Origin of the sequence: Corynebacterium lubricantis DSM 45231, assembly GCF_000379425.1 — a bacterium.
Taxonomy (GTDB): domain Bacteria; phylum Actinomycetota; class Actinomycetes; order Mycobacteriales; family Mycobacteriaceae; genus Corynebacterium; species Corynebacterium lubricantis.
Window position 1 is genome coordinate 1 of sequence record NZ_KB902194.1, and the last position, 22,737, is coordinate 22,737.

The window sequence follows — 22,737 nt, forward strand, 5'->3', positions numbered from 1 at the left end:
CGATATGATTGGGCGCGGAGGCCATCGTTGGTGTCCTTTCGAGGATGTGTAGGAGCTGAGTCGAAAGGTACCGCGGTGGTCTCCTTGCTGGTCGGCAGGGGGGGTTCACCAGGCGGTAGCTGTACACCACACTATTGGACGCAACCCCCAGGCCGCGCACACTTTGCTCCTAGAAGGGCTTCGAGTCAGCAACGAATCCGAAAAGGAAACTGATTCCTACGTCGCTGGAACAATTACTGCTGACCAGCTCGTTGAGAGAACCCTTGCACGGTTCGGGCTTACTTAAGACAAATGGCAACGCTCGATCGCTAAGAACTCTCGATCACCGAAACCGCTGTGCTCTCTGACTCCAACGCCTCAAAGGTATGTGCTAAATCCCCTGGGTACCGTAGGTAATCTCCGTGATTGAGTTCGTAGCGCGCCCCTTGTACCTCTACGGCAACCCGCCCTGTGGCCACGATTATGTGTTCAATAGTCCCCGCCTGGTGCGGCTCAGAAGTCTTCACTTCCCCTGGCTCAGCGGCAACAAAGTAGATGTCCCGTTGCACTCCTAGGGGCGAGGTTGAAATCAGCGAAACTGCGTATGATCCCGCATCGGAGCGCAACTCCGGAAGATCGCCCTTCCTGATCATTTCGATGTCCGGCTTCGGTGGATCTAGAAGACTCGAAAGCGGGACTTGATACGCGGTTGCCAAAGCCCACAATGTTTCCACGCTGGGATTACCCGATCCGGACTCCAAAATAGACAGAGTGGATTTACCGATTCCCGCCCTGCTTGCAGCCTCGGTCAGGCTCAGCCCGGCGCGCTTTCGTTCACGGCTTAAGGCTCGTGCCAACTGGTCATGATCGAAGGAAGAGTCCATATGTTCTTTATAGTGGATTTGCATCCGGTTTGACGAACGGCATGCTCAGGGTTCATCATATTGAACATGAGGTCGATATATCAGACGCTATTGAGTCCATTTCAACCCGGGATGACCCCGGGCCGTTTGCGCTCGGCTCTAGTTATTGCCCTCTCGATGACGTTGGTGGCGGTGTCTTATGGCTCGCTCTCGCACGATGTTGGGATGCTGCCGTGGCAAACTGTCTTGCTCGCGCTTTTCGTCTATGGCGGCGCATCGGAGTTGTTATTTGTCAGCGCTCTCGCTGGAGGCGCGCCCATCCCCTCCGCCGCGCTGGCCGGGTTAGTGGTGAACTCGCGAAATTTCGCTTATGCCATGAACGTTGGCAGCTTCTTCCCCACCGGCTGGCGCCGCATATTTGGCGCGCACCTCATCCACGACGAGTCAATGGCCTTCGGGCGAATTGGATCCACAAAAGAAGAGCGCTGGAACAATTTCCGCTTCATTGGAGTCCTCTTATTGTTCTGCTGGGTTGGTGGCGCCCTCGTCGGTCAAGTCCTCGCCGGCATGGTTGATACCTCGGCTCTGGGGCTGGATGCCGCATTTCCCGTCATCTTGGTGGCAATGGTTTTCGACGAATTACGCCGACATTCAACACTGCCTTTTGCCATCTTTGGAGCGCTCATTGCGATTGCAGCAACACCGTTTGTTCCAGCCGGGCTTGGTGGCGTTGCGGCTTTGGCCGCGATCGTTCCTTGGATGTTAGTAGAAAGGAAATCCTCATGAGCACCGCAGGTTTTCTCACTGGATTGATAATTTTGGCAGTAGGTACGTACCTGATTCGACTCAGTGGTGTGCTTGTCGGCGCCCGAGCCCAAGGCGACAGTGCCAAAAACATCCGCTTGTGGCTCGATCGGGCCGCCGTACTTATCTTGTTGGGAGTTGCAGTGACGCAGATGGTGTACGAGGGATCAGATTTGGCTGGCCCCGCCCGAATCATCGGCGTGACAATGGGAGTGCTCTCACTGTTCTGGAAACGCTCGCTGATCCTGGCAGTTGTTATAGCGATGGCAACGACTGCTGTGCTGCGGATGGTCGGGCTGGGTTAGCGTGGGCCGAAGTTACTTTTCGCGACGAGCGAACGCCCAGTATGCAGCCGGACCGAATCCATTAACGGCTTGGGCGGCTGCCCATGCCCACTTCGGTCCGCGGATCTTGTCGGCTGGTCGGCGAGACATATCTACTAGCGCGGCGATCTTTGCTGTTGCGTCCACGGTGGCGAAGGCGACGATGCCCACTCTGGCGAGAAGTGGCAGTTCGCTGAATTGGGTGCGCTCTTTATGCTTATTAGTGCTCATGTGCCCACTCTAGTTTGAGTCGGGCACCTTAGACAGGCTCTAATAAATGGAAAACAAATCGCACCCCACCCAACCCCGTGATTTAGCCAACGGACTATGCCATCCTGGGAACAACCGCACCAACTGTGAGGAACCCTAGGTATGACTCTCCACCGCACCCCGACCCACAACACCGGACTCCAGGTCGCCGTTGATACCGGAGGCACCTTCACCGATATCGGGGTGCGCAGGGAAGATGGCTCCATTGCGGTATGGAAGGTTCCCTCGACACCGGCCGCGCCCGATGAAGCAGTCATCGACGGAATCTCCGGAGCCATGGAGCAACAAGGTCGCCGGGCAGAAGAAATCACCCGCCTCGTTCACGGCACCACAGTGGCAACGAACACCATCCTGACCAGGACAGGAGCAAAAGTCGGACTGCTCACCACCAAGGGATTCCGCGATGTATTGGCCATCGCGCATCAGGCACGCCCCAGCCTCTATGACAACTCCCAGCACCGCCCCGATCCGCTGATTCCCAACGAACTCATCGCAGAGATCAACGAACGCATGGACGCAGGGGGTGAGATCCTCCGGCCACTCGGCGAAGCGGAGCTCAAGAACATTGCCGACGAACTACGCGCGCTAAAACTTGACGCACTCGTGGTTTCCTTCCTCAATGCCTACGCCAATAGCGAGCACGAGGACCAGGCAGTTCGCTATCTCAGGGAGCACAACGTGGCACCCATTATCTCCGCTGCAACAGACATCACGGCCGAGATGCGCGAATACGACCGAACCTCCACGGCGACGATCAATTGTTATGTGCAGCCGAAGATGTCGGGGTACATGGAGCGTCTCAAAGAAAGCGTGGAGGATCTCGGCGTCCCCTCCAAGCTGTGGGTTATGCAGTCCAACGGCGGTCTGCTGGATCCTTCGATGGCCGGAACCCATAGCGCCCGCACTGTCCTCTCGGGCCTGGCCGGCGGTGTCGTGGGTGCCGCGAACTGGGCCCGCCAACTCAGCTTGGACAAGGTTGTCAGTTTCGATATCGGCGGGACCAGCACCGATATAGCCTTAATTCGCGGGGGCGAACCCGACGAGACCACTACCGGAGAGATCGATTCGATGCCTCTGCGCCTGCCCAGCGTGGATGTGCACACCATTGGTGCAGGTGGTGGCTCGATTGCGTGGCGCGATTCCGGTGGCAGCCTGCGCGTCGGACCGCACAGTGCGGGAGCAGATCCCGGCCCCATCTCCTACCAACGCGGCGGCACCGAGCTGACAGTCACCGATGCCCACCTCGTTCTCGGCAGGTTGGGAAACGGCCTGCTCGGAGGCAGGTTCGACCTCGATTTCGATGCCGCGCACGAGAAAATGACGGAGTTTGGAAAAGAGCTGGAGTTAAGCGCCGAGGAGTGCGCCGACGGGATCCTCAAGGTCATCGCGGCAACCATGGCGCGCGGCATTCGGAAGGTCAGCGTCGAGCGTGGCATTGACATTCGGGCGTGCCACCTTATGTCCTTTGGTGGCGCGGGTCCTCTCCACGGCGCGGATCTGGTCCACGAGCTGGCTATGGAATCGGCGGTCATCCCGCCGGTTCCGGGCATCGCCTCGGCGGTGGGCATGCTGGATGCACCGATTCGCCACGACTTCTCGGCACCCACCTACGTGGACAATCTAGAGGATTTCCCACAGCTTGCTCCCCTGTATGACCAGCTGAAACAACGCGCCACAGAGGAAATGGGCACCAGCGAATTCACGGGCACCCAGCTCGTCGATGCGCGCTACCGGGGTCAAAGCTACGAGCTCACCATCGCGCTCGCACCCGATTGGGACACGCAGCGCACCCAATTCGATCGGGCCCACGAGGAGCGTTACGGATTCTTTGACCCAGATGCGGAACTGGAAATCGTCGTCACGCGTCTGTCCGCAACGATCGAACAACCGGACACCCCGCAGCCCTCCTTGCCCCAGGGCAACGCTGCGCCCAAGGAGAAGGAGCGCCGGCCGGTTTATATCGATGGTGCGTGGGTGGAAACGCCGATTTATGATCGGGCGGAGGTCACCGCGGGCGCGGTCATTGAGGGCCCGGCGATTCTGGATCAATTTGATACGACGACCTATGTCCGCCCCGATCAGCTCTGCACGTGCGACGAGTTCGGATTCCTGCACCTAACCCGAATCACGAGGACATCATGAGCACAGAACTCAACGCGATTGAACTTGAGATCGCCCGCAACCGCCTGACCTCGATATCTGAGGAGGTGGGCATGGCGCTGATCCGCACCTCCTACTCCCCCAATATTAAGGACCGCCGCGATTGCTCCGCGGGCATTTACGCGCCCGACGGCGAGCTCATTTCGCAGGCCGAGCACATTCCGCTGCACCTGGGACTCATGCCCACGGTGATCGCGAATGCGATGAAGGAATACGGCCCCGAAAACCTGCGCCCGGGTGATGTTTTAATGACGAACAATCCCTATCTCGGCGGCTCGCATTTGCCGGATATCTGCGTAATTACTCCTGTTTTTGCAGGTGAGAAGATTGTTGCGCTGGTGGCCACCATGGCTCACCACGTGGATGTCGGCGGGATCACCCCGGGTTCCATGGCCACGCAGGCCACCGAGATATTCCAGGAGGGCATCCGGGTTCCGCCGATCCGCCTCTATGCCGCCGGCGAGCTGCAGCGCGAGACGCTGGCGCTGCTGTTGATGAATATTCGCACGGCGGACAAGACGCGTGGCGATCTCATGGCGCAGGTCGCCGCGAATCGTCTCGGCACTCGTCGCATCAATGAGCTTATCGACGAGTGGGGCGTGGCTGGTTTCCACCGCGCAGGCCAAGCTCTGATTTCCTATGCCGAGCGGCGCACTCGGGCAGCCATCCAGGCGCTGCCCGACGGCACCGGACGCTTTACCGACTACCTCGAGCACGACGGCGTGGAGGAGGCTTCGATCCCGATTGTTGCCACGGTGACGGTGCGCGGAGATGAGATTCTCATCGATCTCACCGAGACGTCCGACCAGGTCCGCGGGGCTGTGAACTGCTCGTATGCGGTTGCCGAGTCGTGCGCTGCCTACGTTGTGAAAACACTCGCCGACCCGACGCTGCCCTCGAATGCGGGGTTGTACGCCCCGATCACGGTGACCACTCGCCCGGGCAGCATGGTGCATGCGGAGTTTCCGGCGCCTGTGGCCCACGGCAATATTCAGACGGCGCAGCGCATCGTCGATACGCTGCTTGGTGCGTTTGAGCAGTTCACCGGTGATTTGGTGCCGGCCGCCTCGAGCGGGTCGATGAGCATGGTCACCATCGGCGGGATGGATCCGCGCACCGGTACGTACTTCTCCTATGTGGAAACCTACGGCGGCGGCCAAGGTGCCAGCGCGCAGGGGCCCGGCGCGTCGGCCACGCACACGCATATGACCAACACCCGAAATACGCCCTGCGAGGTCATCGAGCGCGAGTATCCCCTGCGCGTCGAGGCCTATTCCATCGCCCGTGGCTCAGGTGGCACGGGTGCCAATAGTGGCGGCGACGGTATCTATCGCCAGCTCACCTTGACCGCAGGTCAGGCCACGGTTGTCGCGGGTACATCGCGCGTGACGACGAGCCCCTGGGGACTCCGCGGTGGCTCCGATGGGCAGCGCGCCGTGGTGCGTTCGCATACTAATGAGGAGGTGAGGGAGCGCTCGTCGTTAAGCAAATTCGATCTTGCCGCCGGCGAAAGCGTGTCTATTCAGACTGCCGGCGGCGGAGGCTACGGCCAGAGTTAGTCGCCAGCGCTAATCGCCGAGCTGGCCGGAGAGCTTGTCTAGGCGATCCTGGCTCACGCCGTCGAGGCCGATGATGGAGACGGTTTTGCCCTTGGCCTGGAACTTCTGCGTGATCGCGTCGAGGGTGGCCACCGTGGAGGCGTCCCAAATCTCGGCCGCGGTCAGGTCGATGACGATGTGATCGGCGGTGTCGTTGTAGTCGAAACGGTAGATAAGATCGTTCGACGAGGCCCAGAACAGCTGGCCGTGGACGCGGTAAGTGCGGGTATCAATTTGGCCGTCGTTATCGGTATCGAGCTCGGCGACCTTCTCAATGGAGACCATATGCGCGACGCGACGGGCGAACATCACCATCGCGGTGAGCACACCCAGGACCACTCCGATGGCCAGGTTGTTGGTAGCCAGGGTGGCCACAACGGTAACCAGCATGACGGTGGTCTCGGACAGCGGCATGAACTTCAGGGTGCGCGGGTGCAGGGAGTGCCAGTCGATGGTGCCGATGGAGACCATGATCATGATGGCTACGAGTGCGGCCATCGGGATTTGGCCCACGATGTCGCCGAGCAACAGGATCAGGATGAGCAAGAAGGTGCCCGCGAGCAGTGTGGACAGGCGGGTGCGCGCTCCCGATTCGCGCACGTTAATCATGGTTTGGCCGATCATGGCGCAACCACCCATGCCGCCGAAGAGGCCCGAGGCGATATTGGCGACACCTTGGCCCATCGACTCGCGGGTCTTGTCGGAATGAGAGTCGGTGATGTCGTCGACAAGCTTGGCGGTCATGAGCGATTCCATCAGCCCAACAATGGCCATGGCAAGCGCATATGGCGCGATGATCTGCAGTGTTTCGAGGGTGAGAGGAACGTTCGGAATGAACAGTTCCGGTAGCGATTCGGGTAGGCGGCCCATGTCAGAGACCCGTGGCACGTCGATGCCCGCGATGAGTACGATCGCCGTGACGACGAAGATGGTCACCAGTGGCGCCGGGATCACGCTGGTGAGCTTGGGGAAGAACACCATGATGGCGATTCCGAGTGCGACCAGCGGATAGACCGCCCATGGCACGTCGATGAGGTGCTCGAGCTGCGCGATGAAGATCAGGATGCCGAGCGCGTTGACGAAGCCGATCATCACCGATCGCGGGATGAAGCGCTGCAGCTTCGCCACTCCGAGTGCGCCAAGCACGATCTGCAGAATGCCGGCAAGGAGCACTGTGGCAATGAAATAGTCCATGCCATAGTCGCGGGCGACCGGCGCGATAACCAGGGCGACCGCGCCTGTGGCGGCGGTGATCATGGCGGGGCGACCACCGGTGAAGGCAATCGCAATGGCCATAACCACGGAGGAGAAGAGGCCGACTGCTGGGTCGACACCTGCGAGGATGGAAAACGCAATCGCCTCGGGGATCAGTGCGAGCGCGACCGACAGGCCCGCAAGGACCTCGATGCGCAGCCGCCTCGCGGAGGAGAATGCGTACTTGAATGAGGCAATGACACCGGTAGGTGCGTTGGCACCGTCCGGTGTGGGTGCGGGTTCGGGTGCGGTAGTGACCGCACGGGAATCAGACATATGTATCCAATCGTGGTTTTAAGGGCACACAATAAGAAGCCAACCCTCCAATTGTGGGGGTCGGCGCTGGTGAATACAGTAGCCGGAGTGGCGGAATTAGGTTAGTTCTAGATTTCTAGATGGTCACACACGTCGGCGAATTGTTCCTGCGAGATCGGGCTCTCGCCCATGCCCAAAAACTCCACGGCGATATCGCCCGGATCGTAGGCGGCCAGCGCCGTCATGCTTGTCGACGATTCCGTGAAGAACCTGCTCGCCCTGATCGGTTCCGGGCCGCCCTGATTCGTCGGGACCGCCATGGCAATAAAGAGGTGCTCGGGGTTCTCAGGCAGTGTGAGTGGAAATTCGGCGACCCACTCCCCTGGTTCATTGATGGGTACTTCGATCACGCCTTGGACGGGTTCGGGAGAGACATAAATCCCGATGAGCTCGTTTTCCTCTTCGGGATCTAGTTCTTCCCTACCCGCATAAATCTCAATTCGGTTTGTTGAGTTTTCGCACGTATTCACGTGGATAACGACATTGTCCGCCGCGTCGCGAGAGATACCGACGATTCCGTCGCGCTGAACATTAAGGAAGTTTCCGCAGGCAGTGGTGCTGGCGGTGGCTAAAAGGACGGCGCCAATCAGCAGCCGCCTGGCAAGTTGTCGGGAGACTTTCATGGCGTGATCCTTGATGTAGTTTTGTGAGTTTGATTTTCTCACATCTCACGCCATGTCGGGTTGGTTAGCTAGGCAGAAAAAAGCTCATTGAGGTGGGCATCAACCTGGTCGAAATAGGTTGTTTCAAATCCGAACAATCCAAAATGCCCGCAGGTACTTTCGATCACGCGCAGTTCGGCTGCTGGGCAGAGCTCAACTTCAGCTTGGGCGTCTGCAGGCGGGAAGAACATGTCCGAGGAAATCGGCATGTCGAAGAACTTTGCCTGTACTCTGCCTAGTGCCGCAGCAAGATCGCCGTCGGTATTTCTTGCAACGTCGCCACGTTGCCACTTCCATGCCATGGAGAGCAATACGTTGGGATCCATTTGTGCGAACAAGGTACCCAGGAAGTTCTGTGAGAATTCCTCGAAATTCCACTCCTGCCCTTCCGGCACGAGTGGTTTCCAGAACTCTGTTTTCCAATACTCGGTGCTGAACCCCATCACTGCCCAAATATCCGCGTGACGACGAAGACCTGCCTCGACTTCTGTGTGCGAGGTGTAATTTCCTCCGTTGAAGCCGGGGTCAGAGGTGATGGCGTCGATGAGCGTTTTCGTAAAGAGAAAGTCATGCGGAGTGTTCTGGGCAGTACCGGCGATCGCTCCTGCCCGCTCTACCGAATCGGGAAAGCGTACTGCCCATTCCCATGTCTGTTGCGCACCCATTGATCCACCAAGCACTGCAAAAAGCTTGGTAATCCCCCACTCTTGTTCAAGCAAGATCTTCTGTGCGCGAACATCGTCGCCAATGCGCACCTTCGGGAAGTTCGGGCCCGCCTGTGCTCCGTCGATATTGTTCGACGAGGTAGACAGCCCATTTCCAATTTGGTTGATGATCACGATGAAGTACTTCGAGGGATCGAGCGCGCGTCCCTCGCCGATGTAGACCTGTTCCCACGTTTGGTGGGTACCCGAGAACCACGTGGCGATGAGGATGGCGTTGTCTTTTTCGTCGTTAAGCTGGCCGTGCGTGGAAACTGCAAGCTGGAGGTCCTCCAGCACTTCTCCCTCTTCGAGTTCGAAGCGTCCGATGGAGATCATCTGGTATGGACCTTGTACTTCAGGGGTGTAAAAGGGATTCTGCACAGTCATGACGGCCAGCTTTCTATGATGTGGATTACATTAGGGCCAGCCTAGTCATCCCCTGTTGCGCGTGCGACGTTTTAGAGGTTATCGACCGCGTACTGCGCTTCCTCTGGGGTGAACTGCTCGAACTGGCTAGTCAACTGGCCGTAGATTGCATCGCCAGACATTGCCATCGTGTCCTGGTAGCTGCGCGCCTTCTCTAAGGCGTTTGCGTTCCAGTCAGCGTCGACGTTGTCAATTGCATACTGAGCTTGTTCCGGGGTGAACTGCTCAAACTCACTGGTCAGCTGGTCATAGATGCCCAACTTAGACATCTGCGATGTCTCGGAGTAGCTCTCCGCCTTCTTCAAAGCGTTCTCGTTCCAGTCAGCGTCGACATTGTCGATTGCATACTGAGCCGCCTCAGGCGAGAACTCTTCAAACTGACTTGTCAGCTGATCATAGATACCAGCCTGAGACATGTTCGAAGTCTTTGAGTAGGACTCAGCTTTGCGCAATGCATTCTTGAAGTCCGAAGATACTTCCGGTTCGTCATTAGCCGCCGAGTTCTCGTTCGCCGAAGAATCATCAGCAGGAAGTGCTTCCGAGCTGGTACTCGAATCAGAAGCTACTTCGCTCGTGTCCGAGCTCTCCCCCATATTTGCGAAGATAGCGATCACGATCAGCGCCGCCGCGCCAATGCCGCCCCACTTCAGGCAGCCACCCTTTTTCTTCTTCTTAGGCTGTTCAGCCTGCTGCTGGTAGGCCTGCTGCTGGTACGGCTGTTCCGGCTGACCTGGGTTCTGCGGGAATTGGTTAGTCATGTCGACTCCTTTTCGGGAAACAATGGGATCGAACGTGACTTCACTTCTCCGCCGATCCAGTTGCTATTTGCAACACTTATGAAAGTAGAAAATGGTCTCGACATTTCACTTTCACCTCTCGAACAATCCAGCGAAATTACAGGAATGTGATTTCCTTATTGGCCATGCCGATCCGCGAGATCGCCGTTTTGCAAAACCCTATCTAACGTGCATCGATTCGATCCTAGGCTAGAGGTACCGACTTCTTTATTAGGAATAACCAAAAATGGAGGAAACATGAGCAAGCGAGTACTAATCACTGCTGGAGCTAGCGGCATTGGACTGGCCACGGCACGGGCGTTTGTTGCCCAAGGCGACAAAGTCCATATCGCCGATATCAATGCAGAGGCCGTCGCCGAGGTAGTCGCCTCCGATGACAACATCACGGGCACCGTCGCCGACGTGTCCAAGCCCGAGGACATCGCCCGAATTTTTGCGGATCTCGACGAAGCACTCGGCGGCCTAGACACCCTGATCAACAACGCCGGAGTCGCGGGCCCAACAGCACCTACCGAGGACACTGATCCCGATGCGTTTGACGCCGTGATCGACGTCAATCTACGTGGCACTTTCCGCGTCACCCAGCACGCCATCCCCCTGCTCAAAGCAAACGACGACGGCGGTGCAATTGTCACCATGTCGTCTGTGGGCGGCAAGTTCGGCTACCCCAACCGCATCGCCTACTCCACCACCAAGTTCGGACTTGTCGGCTTCGCTCAAACTTTGGCGCGCGAGCTCGGCAAGTTCGGGATCACCTCCAACTCGGTGCAGCCCGGCGCGATCAACGGACCTCGCCTACAGGGAGTGTTCCAAGGCCGCGCTGATTTGGCAGGCACCTCGCTCGAGGAAGAAAACGCTAACGCCCTAGCGAACCAATCCATCCAGTCCTTCACGGAGCCCGAGGAAGTTGCCGCGCTAATTCTCTTCCTGACCGGCCCAAATGGACGCCATATTTCTGGACAGGCAATTTCGATTGATGGAGATTCCTACAAAGCGAGTTAGGCCGGGGCTACTTTAAATCTCCATGCAGGTCCGAAGGTGTCGGCGAACATGGCCGACATACCAATTTAGTATCACTTAAATATTATCCCCCACATGGAGGTAAGCCGCCTCGCCGGTTCGATATGAGTAACATGTTACATGTTACTGTGAGCGACATCACCGATCGAACTGAAAGGGGTGAATCCATGGGCATCATCGCCCTATTCGTGTTTATCGCGATCACCGTTCTTGTTAATGTGCTGCTCAAGCGCAATATTGCCGAGGCCCTTCTCCTTGGACTGCTTGGCGTAGCACTTGTAGGAGGTTCCGACGCACTCAACCTGCTGTGGACCGGGATTACAACGGGAATGCAATCCGAAGTGACTTTTGCTGGCATGGCCTTTGTCTTCATGGGCATTATCGTCCAAGCAACCGGACTTATTGACCGACTTGTCACTATCTTGAACTCCATCTTCGGACGGCTCCGGGGTGGCGCGGCTTATGTTTCCACGCTCTCATCCGCCATGATGGGCCTCATCGCAGGTTCAACAGCTGGAAATTCCGCCACTGTCGGGTCTGTCACCATCCCCTGGATGAAAGAAACGGGTTGGTCGTCGACCCGCGCTGCGACACTGGTCGCAGGCAACTCAGGCCTTGGCGTGGCCCTCCCACCAAACTCGACGATGTTTATTCTGCTCGCGCTACCCGCAGCAGCCGCGTCCTCGTCATCATCGGTCTACATTGCACTGATAATTGCTGGCGCATATGCAGTGTTATACCGGTTGGGTGTTGTATTCCTCTGGACAAAAACGGATAAGATTGACAAAACCCCTAAGGAAGACATCGTTCCTCTCAAGAAGGCTTTTGCCGACGGGTGGAGTTCACCGTCGATCTTCCTGGGAATTCTGATTCCTGTTGCCATCACCATTGGACCGCTTGCAACTTGGCTAAAGGAATCCACCCCAGTCGGCGACGCACTCAGTTCGATTTCGATCATTGTCTGGGTGCCCATCTTGATCACGGTGATTGCGCTTATCGAAGGCGGAGGGCACATTCGTCGCAACTTCGCTCGCTTCCAGACGCAGATTGTCAAGGACCTTCCGAGCTTCGCCACAGTGGGTATTTCACTGTTCGCTGCGCTCTCCGCAGCGACAATTATGGAGGAACTCGGCCTCGGACCACAGCTTTCTGACGCGCTTTCGTCTTGGAACTTGCCGAAGTGGGTCATGCTTGTCGTCGTTGGCGTCATCACGGTAATCGTGGCGACTCCACTTTCATCGACAGCGACCGCCGCTGCGATCGGTTCGCCTGCCATCGCCGCGCTTGTTTCTGTCGGTATCGATCCGACAATCGCGATCATTGTAATTCTCCTGTGCACCTCCACTGAGGGTGCTTCCCCACCCATTGGTGCCCCGCTCTACCTCTCGGCCGCGATGGCTGGAGCAAACCCCACCAAGATGTTTGTCCCGCTAATTGTGTACTTCGTTGTACCAATGATCGTGCTTGCCTGGCTGGTGGGCATGGGATTCCTCCCCGTATACGTACTTCCAGGAGCATAAAATGAACAACGTATTTAAATTGCTCAAGGCACTATTCTTCTTCTTCCTTGCTTTCTTCCTCATCGGCGGCTTGCTCATCGTGTTCGGCCAGCTCATTGGACTCTTCGCTCTGAGTGGCACCATGATTGATGGTACTTACGACACACTAGCGCCCTGGGTCTTCTCCTCCGCAACATTCTGCGCGTTGTGCGCTTACCTGCTAGGGTACCGACCCGAAGCGCGCGAAATGCGTCGGAAAGCTGCGGAGGCAGAGGAACGCACGATTGAAAAAGGCAAGGAAGCCTGGGGCGAAGACTAGCTACCTGATGCGTAGCGCTCCCACAGAACTTCGGCCTCACCGTCATCCCCGCCGCCTTTGATCACCGCCTGCTTAAGAAGTAGGCGGCCTGTGATTGTCACGTGCTTATGCATTTCGTCGCGCGCACGCTGCGGATCTTGGTTTCGAATGGCCTCGAGGATCGGGCGGTGTTCGTCCAAAATGTCCTGCAACGAACGGGTAGCCCCTGCCGTCGAGTGACCCAACATCCGAGTCTGCACTCGTAACCGGTTCACCAACTCACGCCCTCGATAAGCGTGCCCCATTTCCATGATCAATGAATGTAAGGAGCGATCCTTGGCAAAGAACTCTTCCGTATTGCCAACCTCCACTTCCTCCCCCATCGCGGCAACCAACTTGTCCGACTCAGCGAGCTGCTCCTCGGTGCGGTATTTCGCGGCGCGGTACGCCGCCGGAGGCTCAATTCCTAAACGCGCGGCAAAGATTTGCGCCACATCGGAAGGATCGCTCTCAATCACTTGGAATCCACGATTCTTCGAAAAGCGAATCAACCCGGCTTCTTCCAAACGCAATAGGCCCTCGCGTGCTGGGGACCTCGAAACTCCAAGTTCGCCAGCCAATTGCGTCACGCTATACCACTCATTTGGACGCATCGTTCCTGACAGAATTGCCTTACGAACGTGATCCACGACGGTATCGGCCAAAGTTTCCATATTCTTATAAAACCACAACGCTCTAAGAGGTGAAGCGCATCATGATCACTGATGCCCAGTCCACGTCCATCCTGACGAAACTCCGCCGCGACATGACCACGCGTACGGCCTATAGTTCCGACGCTTCCATCTTCCGTCGCATTCCCACCGCTGTTCTCGAGCCCACCACCACCGAGGATATCCGCGCCGGCATTCACCTCGCCCGCGAAAACGGCTGGTCCATCGTGGGTCGCGGTGGCGGATCCTCGGTAGCGGGCAACGCTATCGGCGACGGACTGATCATCGACACCACACGGCATTTCAACTCCATCCTCGCAATTGACCCCGAGGCCCGCACCGCCACCGTCGAACCGGGCGTGATCTGCGACGATCTGCGCGAAGCCGCCTCTAAGTTCGGCCTTACCTACGGCCCCGACCCGTCCACTCATTCGCGCTGCACCATCGGCGGCATGGTAGCCAACAACGCCTGCGGCTCCCACTCGGTGGCCTACGGTACTGCCGCCGAAAACCTGATTTCGGTCACGCTCATGCTCGCCGACGGCCGCGAGGTCCGCATCACGGAAGATGGCGCCGACGATCCCGAGATCGACGCGGCCCTGCACAAGCTATACGCAGACAACACTGCGCTGATCCAAGAAGAACTCGGTCGCTTCCCCCGCCAGGTCTCCGGCTATGGGCTGCACTACCTCGCCTTCGACATGGCCAAGGCCATCGCCGGCAGTGAGGGCACGATCGGCATTATCACAGAGTTGACGGTGCGCCTCGTCGAAAAGCCAGCTCACACGGCACTCGCCGTGCTCTCCTTCGAGGATGTCTTCGCCGCGGCCGCCGCGGCTCCCCTGCTGCGAGTCGACGGCGTGACCACCATCGAGGGGATGGGCGGCGACCTGCTCGACGCGCTGCGCTCCAAGCAGGGCCAGGCCCGGGCGGGGTCCAACTTGCCTGGTCAGCCGGATGCGGGCGGCTGGCTCTACTGCGAGACCGAGGGCGCGACGCTCGAGGAGGCCATCGCACGAGCACAAAGCTTAACGACGACGGTGTCCAACACCGGTTCCGTCGTCGTCCATGACCCTGCCGAAATGCGGGAGCTGTGGAAGATTCGCGAGGCCTCGGCCGGCACCGTGACCCGCCTTCCCGATGGCGGCGAGGCCTGGCCAAACTGGGAGGATTCGGCAGTCCCGCCGGAGAATCTGGCCGACTACCTGCGGGATCTCTACGCTTTGATGGACAAGTACGACTACCGCGGTATCCCCTTCGGTCACTTCGGTGAGGGCTGTGTGCACGTGCGCATCAGCTTCGATTTCTCCACCACCGACGGCATCGCGTCGTTTAAGGCGTTCATGGAAGAGGCTGCGCGGTTGGTGTCGTCGTATGGTGGCTCGCTTTCCGGCGAGCACGGCGACGGTCGCGCACGTAGTTCCCTGCTTCGTGAGATGTACTCCCCTGCCATGCGCGACCTCTTTGAGCAGTTCAAGCTGACTTTTGACCCGGATCGTATCTTCAACCCAGGTGTCCTGGTGTGGGCTGATGCTGTGACCGACGGGCTGCGGATGGATCCGGCGCAGCGCCAATTTGAGATCACACCCGTGCACGCGTTTTCCCACGACAAGGGCAGTTTTACCAACGCGGTAAACCGGTGCGTGGGTGTCTCGGCCTGCCGCTCGATGGATGATTCGATGTGCCCCTCTTTCCAGGTGACTAAGGACGAGGTGCACTCCACTCGCGGGCGCGCACGCGTACTCTCCGACCTCTTCCGCGGCGAAACCGTCACAGGTGACGATGTTGTCGATGCCCTTGACCTGTGCCTTTCGTGTAAGGCGTGTGCCTCGGAATGTCCGGTCAACGTGGATATGGCCACCTACAAGTCGGAGTTTCTCAACGACCACTACAAGGGCAAGCTCCGCCCGCGTGCCCACTACCTCATGGGTTGGCTGCCTTTGCTATCTCACGTTGCACACAAGTTCCCGCTGGTCCCCCGTCTCGTGGACCTAGCCATGCACACCCCGGGACTGTCCAAGGTGATCGCGTGGGCAGGTGGTCTGGACACTTCTCGCCCACTGATCAACTTCGCTCCACAGTCGCTACAGAAATGGGCGCGCTCGCGCCCTTCTGCTGCGAATGCGCGTGAGACTGTTGTGCTCTGGCCCGACTCGTTTAACTCCAAGCTGGCCACGGGTCCGGCGCAGGCCGCCGTAGAGGCCTTGGAAGCTTTGGGATTTGAGGTGCTGATCCCCAATGGCTTCGTCTGTTGTGGTCTGACCTGGCATTCCACCGGCCAGCTCGGCATGACGAAGCAGGTGCTGGAGCACACGGCCAAGGTAATGAAGCCGTACCTTGATCGTGGCCTGACCGTGGTGGGCATCGAGCCTTCCTGCACAGTGATGCTGCAATCCGAGGTGGTCGAGCTTTCCGATAACCCTGATCTCCGGCGGCTTGCCGAGCTGACGAAGAGCTTTGCCCACGTGGTTACGCCTCGGTTTGCTGCGCTCGTCGAGGCCGGCGAGTTGGCTCCTGTTTCCGGTTCCGTGCTTACCCAGGTTCATTGCCATGAACAATCATTGGGTACACCAGAGGATTCTTCCGAGCTATTGTCCCTGCTAGGAATGTCGGAGGAGCAAATTCAGACCGGCTGCTGTGGCCTGGCGGGCAATTGGGGCTACGAGGCGGGACACGGGGAAATCTCCCGCGAGCTTGGGGAGCGCGAGCTGTTTCCCCGCGCCCGCGAGCACGATGGGATCATCGCCGCCGATGGGTTCTCGTGCCGCACCCAGGTCGAGCAGGGCACGGGCAAGCAAGCCGTGCATATTGCCGAGATTTTGCGGGATGCGCTGCAAAAGTAGGCCTGCCCAGCACTTTTACTATCGACGGATCGTGAGTTTTCGGGCCAAACCGGGGCTCAGACCCGCGATCGGTCGATAACTCCCTAAGTTGAAATCGGTAACTCCGCCTAGAACCCTGCCTTAGAACCAGTACATTAGACATAAACTACACCCCACCGAGCAAGCTCCCCACCCACCACAGGTTGTTGACACGTCATAAATAAAACTGTAACCTTAAAGCAATTACAACTTCGAGCTTGAGGTAAGCAATGAGTGAACCACGCTCCATCGGAATCCTGGGTGCGGGAAAAGTGGGAACCGCCATCGGTCGCTTAGCTGTTAACGCAGGTTATACCGTAAAAATCGCCACGGCCCGGCCCGCCGAAGAAATCAAACTCCTCACCGAGATCATGGTGCCCGGCGCGCAGGCCGTGGACGCCGAGGAAGTGGCCCAGGCCGATCTCATCATCGTGGCCATCCCGCTGCGCAAGTACAAGGAACTCGACACCGACCTGCTCGCGGGCAAGGTGGTCGTGGACGTGATGAATTACTGGGAGCCCACCGACGGGGAACTGGCCGAATTCGATGATCCGGATCTGACAAGTTCCCAGGTCGTGGCCAACCACCTGCATAAATCCACGGTGGTGCGCAGCCTGAACCACATCGGCTACCACGACATGGACGAGGACTCACGCACCCCGGGTGCTTCGGATCGACGCGCGCTCGCTGTGGCGGCGGACGACGATGAGGCGAAGGCGCTCGTCGCAAAGTTCATTGATGCCCTGGGCTTCGACCCCGTTGATGCCGGAACCCTGCACGACGCGGCGCTGTTCAATAACGGCACCGAAATCTTTACGGGCTCGCACAATAAAGACCAGATGAAAGCGCTGCTCAGCGCGAAAGTAGAGGCATAAGATGGCACCGAAAATGGAAATTGGCGTGTACTCGTTCGGCGACACGCAGCGCAACGAGGACGGCAGTTTGCGGTCGACGGGCGAGGCAATTCAGAACTTGTTCGAGGCAATTACGCTTGCCGACGAGCTGGGGTTGGATTATTTCGCCATCGGTGAGCACCACACGGAAACCATGCCGATGTCGTCGCCTGGGACGATCATTGCGGCGGCCGCGGCCGCGACGAAGCAGATTAAGCTCAGCTCGGGTGTTTCGGTGATTAGTACCGACGACCCGGTGCGTATCTACCAGCAGTTTTCCATCGCAGATGCGATCGCGGGCGGCGGGAACCGCATTGAGATTATTGCTGGCCGAGGTTCCTCGACCGAAACGTTCCCACTGTTCGGCTACAGCCTGAACGATTACGACCAGCTCTACGCCGACAAGCTGGATCTACTGCTTAAGCTGAACGAAAACCCGGATGTGAACTTCAGCTGGGAGGGCACCACCCGGCCAACGATTAACGACCTGCCGGTTGTGCCGAAGCCCGTCTCTGGCAAGCTGCCGATTTGGCTCGGCACGGGCGGCAATCCCGGCTCGTCGATGCGTGCGGGGCAGCTGGGCATGCCGGTTTCTTATGGCATTATTGGTGGCCAACCCGCGCGCTTTGCACCGCTGACGCAGCTGTATCGCCAAGCCGGCAAGCAGGCGGGTTTCAGCGAGGACCAGCTCAAGGTTTCCGTGGCCACACTTGGCCTCGTCGCGCCCACCAACGAGGAAGCACTCGAGCGCATGCTTCCTGGGTGGATCAACATGAACTACGAAATGCAAGAACGCCGCGGCTGGGCCGAGCCCGATACTCGCTCTTATTACGCGCAGGCCGCGATGGGTGGCGCGTACTTCCTGGGCAACCCGGATGTGGTGGCCAAGCGCATCGTGGATCTTTACGACCACATGGGACATATGCGCCACTTCCTGCAGATGGACATCGGATCCACTCCGCACGAATACATCCTGGAGGCCATCCGACTGTTGGCCACCGAGGTGAAACCGCGCGTGGATCACCTGATGGCCAAGAAGTAGCTGCTTACACCAGCTTTCCGTAGAGCTCGTCGAAGCGGGAGCGCCAGGTGTCGAAGTACTCGGCGCGGGAGGCAACAGGGGAGACGGGCTCGCTAAACGGCGGGATGGCGCGCTCGATGCCCGGCGCGATTATGTCCAGTGCGATGATCGCGGTGCCGCGCAGGGTCGCGCGCTTCATCGCCAGCGGGATGACCTCGCAGTCGAGGGCGTCGGCGAGAATCTGCAGCCACTCGGGGTGATCCGTGGACACGCGCCCCGAGGCAACAATGCGCTCGGGCTGGGCACCAGCGGTATCCAGCTGCTCGTAGACGCGCTCGTAGGAGACGGCGATGCCTTCGAAGAGGCCGCGCCACAAATCCAGGGGCGTGGTGTCGTCGCTAATGCCGACGAAGGAGGCCTTGGCGTTTGAAGCCCAGCCGGTGGCGCGCTCACCGGAGAAGAAGGGCAGCACCTCGGGGGCATGGCTCGACGGGTCGCCGGAGAGAGCTTCGGCGAGCTCATCCTCGTCGACTTCCGCGACGACGCGCTCCAGCCAGGCCACGGCGCGGCCCACATCGTTGAGCGCACCGCCGATAATTGCCTGGTCACGGGAGACGCGGTAGCACCATAGGCCCTCGGGCAGTACCTCGGGAACCTGGGGGAGCAGCACGCGCATCGCGCCGGAGGTAGCGGCGGCGACGGCGATGGTGGAGGGGTCGGTGGCGCCGGGGCCCACGTTGGATGGCCAGCCATCGGGGATGCCGTGGAACCATGGCACCCCGTCGAGGGCCTCCCAGCCGGTGCCGGTGGGGTAGGCGGGCTCGTCGGGGTAGTGCAGGGGAGCGATCATGTCGGTGGGCACGTTGCAGGCCTCGAGCAGCTCGGTGTCTAGCTCTCCGGTGTGTGCGTTGACAATGCCCGACCACGCACCGGTGGAGACGGCGAGGCCCACCACGTCGGCGAGCTTTAGGTAGACGTATTCGCCGATGGTCATGACCCATTTCGCCTGGTTCCACTCATCGGCGAACTCGGATTGAGCCCACAGGAACCGCGCGGGATGATAGGAAGTGTGCAAACGGACGCCGTTGCGTTGGTGGTACTGGGATTCGTCGATAAGCGAACGCACTTCTGCGACGAACGGTGCGCACCGCGAGTCGGCGTAGGTGGCGCACGGCGTCAGGGCATCGCCGGACTCGGAGACCAGCATGAACGAGGAGGCGAAGGAGTCGAAGCACACGCCTTTGATCTGCAGGTTATTCTTGGCGGCGAAATCGACGATGCCGTCGGCGACCTCGCGGCATTCGGCGACGACCTGGTCGGGGTCCATCTGGCTGGTGCCGTCCTTGGCCGTGCTGAACTCGTGCGCGATGCGCTGCTTCGAGCCCTTGACCGGGCGCCCGGAGACTTCGTAGAGCCCGCCGCGGGAAGCCGTGGATCCGACATCCATGGCCAGCACGTAGGGACCTGCGGATTCCTCGAGGTGAATCGACATGGTGGGGATTTTCTTTTTCGCTGTGGCCGACATCGATAGGCTCCTTCGGCAAGCTATGGGACAAGCTATGGGACAAGCTTATGGACGATGAATCGTTACTTCCCACCTTATTCATTCACAGGTTAAGGGGGGTACAAATGCCCCGATAATCTCGACGCGCGGGCGGGGGCAATCTCTCGTAGGGTATTGAACATGATCGTTTCGCTCCTCATCACCGTGGAGGGCTCTAAGCCCGAAGTGTCCCGGTTGCTCAATGTGGAAGACTCGACGAATCTGGGGGAATTAGCCAATATCATCGAGGCCGCTTTCGGATTCTCGGGGATGGCCACACACATGTACATGGACTCCACTGGCCCCACGCGCCACGTGTATGCACCGCACCCCATCGAGGGAGAGATCGCGGAGACTTCCGTGACCCTCGCCGAGATCGGGCCCACCACCTACGTCTACGACTCCGGAGCGAATTGGAACTTGGCCATCGTGCCGCTCGGCCAGTCCGATATAGATGGGCCCACCCCATTATTGGTGGACGCACTAGGCCCTGACGTGGTCGAAGCCAGCGGCGGGCCTTCGATGATGACGCGTTTCCACCACGAGGCGCGCCGGCTGTCCGCGGGGCTCGTGCCCGACATGGAGATCGCGCCGCTGCTGCTGAGCTTCCTTCCCGTGATGAGCCCCGAGCGGATCCTGCAGCGCCTCTCGTTTGCCGATCACGTCTCAGTTTCCGAGCGCATCTCGTATGTTGCCGAGGAGATGCAACTCGACGCGGCGTCCCGCGCCTCAGAGGATCCGCGCGCCCCCGAGCTCTCCGCCGAGTTTGAGAATTTCCTCGCTCAGCGCCCTGACCTGCAGCAAATCATGTCGTTGGATCCGCGCCCCGAGCACAACCCCACGCTCGTTGCGGCCATCGCCGAGTTCTTCTCCGACAATCTTGCCGAGCGCGACGGTTACGAGGACAGCTTCGACTCCATGGAGCACAACCTGGCCGTGCTGCTCGACTACGCCGCCGAGGGCCTGCAGCTCACCGAACTAGGCGAGCTTCGCGACGACGACGCGCACGTCATCGCCGACGAGATCGGCCTATCACCCACAGCCGGCCCCGGCCCCATCGAGGCGCTGCGCCAGACACTCACCGCCACCGGCATCCTTGTAGCGCAGCACGGCGAGCTCACCCTATCCGTGCTCGGGCATTCGCTTATCGACGACACCCCCGCCCTGATTTCCCACCTCGCCGATGAACTACCTCAGGCGTTCTCGTCCACCGAGTGGCCGAGTGTGCTCATGTGGCTGACTGCTTTCTCTGGGGCTCAACCGGCTCCGGCGCCCGAACTCTCCGACCCGGATCGCACCCTGGATCTGTTCGTTGGCCTGGGAGTTCTGTCCCCTGAGCCGGGACATTCATTGACGGCACCTGGTCAGCGCTTCTTGGCGCAGCTGCTAGAACGCCACGCTAACGAGGTATAAGCCAATTCCGCCGAGCACCGCCAAGCCCAGCGTCATCGCCAGGACGGACTCGATGTTCGGCTCGACCCGCTCCCGCGCGATCCCATGGGCCTCGCGGGAGTAGCGCGCACGCTGAGTAAACACGATAAAGGCCGCGAGGACCGCTAGGATTGCCACGGCAACAAACACGACGGCCGGGTAGTGCCACGCCCAACGCAGCAGGGTAGCGGAACACACGAGCATGGCCAGTGAGGTGCGCGCCCACGCCAGGCTGGTGCGCTCCGGCTGGAGTCCGGCGTCGGTGACGGGGATAGTGCGCTGGTTTCCGTTGCGCCGGTTTCCGTTGCGGGGACTCATAGCAGGCTCGTGAGAACGATCAGGGAACCTACCACCACCGCAAGGCCTAGAACGGGAACGATGGCTGGAACCGGCAACGGGCGGCTGTGGCGCATCGCCCTCTCGACGCGCACCCAGCGCACCGCGGCACCGAGCGCAATAAACATGCCGATAATGATGATCAGGATTGCGGCGATCCGGCGCAGCTCGGGATCAAGGGTGGGGATTTCGAAGGCTTCCAGCGCGATACCGCCGGCTAGGAAGGCCAGGGCCGTGCGCATCCAGGCGAGGAAGGTGCGCTCGTTGGCTAGGGTGAAGCGGGGGTCAGGCTCCTCGCCATCTGGGAAAATGGCGCGAGCTAGGGCAGTGCGATCATCGACGGGGTCCTGCTGCCTCTTATCACTCATGCGTCCAAGTGTAGGGCGCTAGGTGAAATACCGATACGCGACGACGGCAAAAGGCAGCACCGCAATCAACCCAGCCGCAATAATCAACCCGACGAGGGTGTACTTTCCCTGCAGGCTCAAGTGTTTGGCCAGAAGCGCGCCCAGGACCGCGCCGAGGGTGTTGAAGATGAGGTCGTCAATATCTGTGTAGCCCAATGCGAAAATGTATTGGGTAATTTCGATGAACGCGCTGGCGCCCAATCCCACGAAAAGTGCGGTGCGCAGTGGGCGCTTCGGCTGGAAAATCAGCACCAGCAGGAAGCCCACAGGAATGAACATGAGCACGTTTCCGCCCACGTTAAGAAGTGGACCGTACCAAATATTGGGATCCACAAACTCGATAAACGGGATAGGTCGGATCTCGCGGCGGAGGTGAACTTCGGCGTTCCAGAAGGGGAGCGTGACAAATCCCTTGAGCAAGGTATAGCAGACGATCGCCGCAACAGTAATCACGGCGGCAACCCACGCCAGTGGGCGCAAGTTGCGCCCAGCCCGCGTGTCAGCCTGCGCGTCAGTTTGCTCCGTCGAATTCACTTGGCTCACTGTAGTCACTTCGGCTGAGC

The 22,737-nt window shown here is 59.4% G+C and carries 23 protein-coding genes; 12 read left to right on the plus strand and 11 right to left on the minus strand.

Going from position 1 to position 22,737, the window contains the following annotated elements:
- The first annotated feature begins 133 nt into the window (after window positions 1-133).
- Window positions 134-286, plus strand: a complete 153-nt coding sequence (locus A37O_RS16655; RefSeq protein ID WP_169332151.1) for an antitoxin VbhA family protein — start codon at window positions 134-136, stop codon at window positions 284-286.
- 22 nt (window positions 287-308) lie between these two features.
- Here the strand turns inward: A37O_RS16655 and A37O_RS0107050 are convergent, their stop codons facing one another.
- Window positions 309-863, minus strand: a complete 555-nt coding sequence (locus A37O_RS0107050) for a helix-turn-helix domain-containing protein (protein ID WP_051077966.1) — start codon at window positions 861-863, stop codon at window positions 309-311.
- A 90-nt stretch (window positions 864-953) separates the two neighbouring features.
- Here A37O_RS0107050 and A37O_RS0107055 point away from each other — a divergent pair, with 90 nt between their 5' ends.
- Together A37O_RS0107055 and A37O_RS0107060 are read left to right on the plus strand one after the other, a co-directional pair.
- Complete coding sequence (locus tag A37O_RS0107055; RefSeq protein WP_245533808.1) at window positions 954-1,628, plus strand: AzlC family ABC transporter permease; 675 nt, start codon at window positions 954-956, stop codon at window positions 1,626-1,628.
- Window positions 1,625-1,951 carry an AzlD domain-containing protein gene (locus tag A37O_RS0107060; RefSeq protein ID WP_018296801.1) on the plus strand — a complete coding sequence of 109 codons (327 nt, stop codon included), beginning with the start codon at window positions 1,625-1,627 and terminating at the stop codon, window positions 1,949-1,951. Before A37O_RS0107055 ends, A37O_RS0107060 begins: the two co-directional genes overlap by 4 nt.
- 12 nt (window positions 1,952-1,963) lie before the next feature.
- Here the strand turns inward: A37O_RS0107060 and A37O_RS0107065 are convergent, their stop codons facing one another.
- A complete protein-coding gene (locus A37O_RS0107065) occupies window positions 1,964-2,200 on the minus strand; it encodes a hypothetical protein (RefSeq protein WP_018296802.1) in 237 nt (78 codons plus the stop codon).
- 141 nt (window positions 2,201-2,341) lie between these two features.
- Between A37O_RS0107065 and A37O_RS0107070 the strand changes: the two genes are divergently transcribed.
- Entirely contained in the window at window positions 2,342-4,381 is a 2,040-nt protein-coding gene (locus A37O_RS0107070; protein ID WP_018296803.1) for a hydantoinase/oxoprolinase family protein, read from the plus strand.
- Window positions 4,378-5,958, plus strand: coding sequence for a hydantoinase B/oxoprolinase family protein (locus tag A37O_RS0107075; RefSeq protein WP_018296804.1), 1,581 nt, complete (start codon window positions 4,378-4,380; stop codon window positions 5,956-5,958). The genes A37O_RS0107070 and A37O_RS0107075 overlap by 4 nt, the downstream gene beginning before the upstream one ends.
- Window positions 5,959-5,967: 9 nt before the next feature.
- Here A37O_RS0107075 and A37O_RS0107080 read toward each other — a convergent pair whose 3' ends face one another.
- From A37O_RS0107080 to A37O_RS0107095, 4 genes are all read right to left on the minus strand, one after another.
- Entirely contained in the window at window positions 5,968-7,527 is a 1,560-nt protein-coding gene (locus A37O_RS0107080; RefSeq protein WP_018296805.1) for a SulP family inorganic anion transporter, read from the minus strand.
- A 107-nt stretch (window positions 7,528-7,634) separates the two neighbouring features.
- Window positions 7,635-8,189 (minus strand): hypothetical protein, encoded by a 555-nt coding sequence (locus A37O_RS0107085; RefSeq protein WP_018296806.1) that lies wholly within the window; start codon window positions 8,187-8,189, stop codon window positions 7,635-7,637.
- 68 nt (window positions 8,190-8,257) lie between these two features.
- Window positions 8,258-9,319: an alpha/beta fold hydrolase gene (locus A37O_RS0107090; RefSeq protein WP_018296807.1), complete on the minus strand. Its 1,062-nt coding sequence runs from the start codon at window positions 9,317-9,319 to the stop codon at window positions 8,258-8,260.
- A gap of 71 nt (window positions 9,320-9,390) precedes the next feature.
- Window positions 9,391-10,116: an Ltp family lipoprotein gene (locus A37O_RS0107095; RefSeq protein WP_018296808.1), complete on the minus strand. Its 726-nt coding sequence runs from the start codon at window positions 10,114-10,116 to the stop codon at window positions 9,391-9,393.
- Between the two features lie 276 nt (window positions 10,117-10,392).
- Here A37O_RS0107095 and A37O_RS0107100 point away from each other — a divergent pair, with 276 nt between their 5' ends.
- The 3 genes from A37O_RS0107100 to A37O_RS14895 all read left to right on the plus strand — a co-directional run bounded on the left by A37O_RS0107100 (window position 10,393) and on the right by A37O_RS14895 (window position 12,993).
- On the plus strand, window positions 10,393-11,157 hold the full coding sequence (locus A37O_RS0107100; protein WP_018296809.1) for an SDR family oxidoreductase: 765 nt from the start codon (window positions 10,393-10,395) through the stop codon (window positions 11,155-11,157).
- A 185-nt stretch (window positions 11,158-11,342) separates the two neighbouring features.
- On the plus strand, window positions 11,343-12,695 hold the full coding sequence (locus A37O_RS0107105) for a TRAP transporter large permease subunit (RefSeq protein ID WP_026196220.1): 1,353 nt from the start codon (window positions 11,343-11,345) through the stop codon (window positions 12,693-12,695).
- Between the two features lies 1 nt (window position 12,696).
- A complete protein-coding gene (locus A37O_RS14895; RefSeq protein ID WP_018296811.1) occupies window positions 12,697-12,993 on the plus strand; it encodes a hypothetical protein in 297 nt (98 codons plus the stop codon).
- Here A37O_RS14895 and A37O_RS0107115 read toward each other — a convergent pair.
- Entirely contained in the window at window positions 12,990-13,685 is a 696-nt protein-coding gene (locus tag A37O_RS0107115) for a GntR family transcriptional regulator (RefSeq protein WP_018296812.1), read from the minus strand. The genes A37O_RS14895 and A37O_RS0107115 overlap by 4 nt on opposite strands.
- A 41-nt stretch (window positions 13,686-13,726) precedes the next feature.
- Between A37O_RS0107115 and A37O_RS0107120 the strand changes: the two genes are divergently transcribed.
- From A37O_RS0107120 to A37O_RS0107130, 3 genes are all read left to right on the plus strand, one after another.
- Window positions 13,727-16,525: an FAD-binding and (Fe-S)-binding domain-containing protein gene (locus A37O_RS0107120; RefSeq protein WP_033377883.1), complete on the plus strand. Its 2,799-nt coding sequence runs from the start codon at window positions 13,727-13,729 to the stop codon at window positions 16,523-16,525.
- Window positions 16,526-16,773: 248 nt separating this feature from the next.
- On the plus strand, window positions 16,774-17,418 hold the full coding sequence (locus A37O_RS0107125; protein ID WP_018296814.1) for an NADPH-dependent F420 reductase: 645 nt from the start codon (window positions 16,774-16,776) through the stop codon (window positions 17,416-17,418).
- Window position 17,419: 1 nt separating this feature from the next.
- Window positions 17,420-18,478 (plus strand): LLM class flavin-dependent oxidoreductase, encoded by a 1,059-nt coding sequence (locus tag A37O_RS0107130; protein WP_018296815.1) that lies wholly within the window; start codon window positions 17,420-17,422, stop codon window positions 18,476-18,478.
- A 4-nt stretch (window positions 18,479-18,482) separates the two neighbouring features.
- On the opposite strand, the gene A37O_RS0107135 is transcribed toward A37O_RS0107130, so the two are convergent.
- The gene (locus A37O_RS0107135; RefSeq protein ID WP_018296816.1) at window positions 18,483-19,982 is read right to left on the minus strand and encodes a gluconokinase; all 1,500 of its coding nucleotides are present in this window, start codon (window positions 19,980-19,982) and stop codon (window positions 18,483-18,485) included.
- A gap of 159 nt (window positions 19,983-20,141) precedes the next feature.
- On the opposite strand from A37O_RS0107135, the gene A37O_RS0107140 reads away from it, so the two are divergent.
- Entirely contained in the window at window positions 20,142-21,413 is a 1,272-nt protein-coding gene (locus A37O_RS0107140; protein WP_018296817.1) for an IS1096 element passenger TnpR family protein, read from the plus strand.
- Here A37O_RS0107140 and A37O_RS0107145 read toward each other — a convergent pair.
- From A37O_RS0107145 to A37O_RS0107155, 3 genes are read right to left on the minus strand one after another with little or no spacing between them, the layout of a single operon-like run.
- Window positions 21,387-21,749 carry a DUF202 domain-containing protein gene (locus A37O_RS0107145; protein ID WP_018296818.1) on the minus strand — a complete coding sequence of 121 codons (363 nt, stop codon included), beginning with the start codon at window positions 21,747-21,749 and terminating at the stop codon, window positions 21,387-21,389. The two genes, A37O_RS0107140 and A37O_RS0107145, sit on opposite strands and share 27 nt — an antisense overlap.
- Window positions 21,746-22,135, minus strand: coding sequence for a YidH family protein (locus A37O_RS0107150; protein ID WP_018296819.1), 390 nt, complete (start codon window positions 22,133-22,135; stop codon window positions 21,746-21,748). The genes A37O_RS0107145 and A37O_RS0107150 overlap by 4 nt, the downstream gene beginning before the upstream one ends.
- An 18-nt stretch (window positions 22,136-22,153) precedes the next feature.
- Window positions 22,154-22,717, minus strand: a complete 564-nt coding sequence (locus A37O_RS0107155) for a VanZ family protein (protein WP_169332150.1) — start codon at window positions 22,715-22,717, stop codon at window positions 22,154-22,156.
- Window positions 22,718-22,737 lie beyond the last annotated feature (20 nt).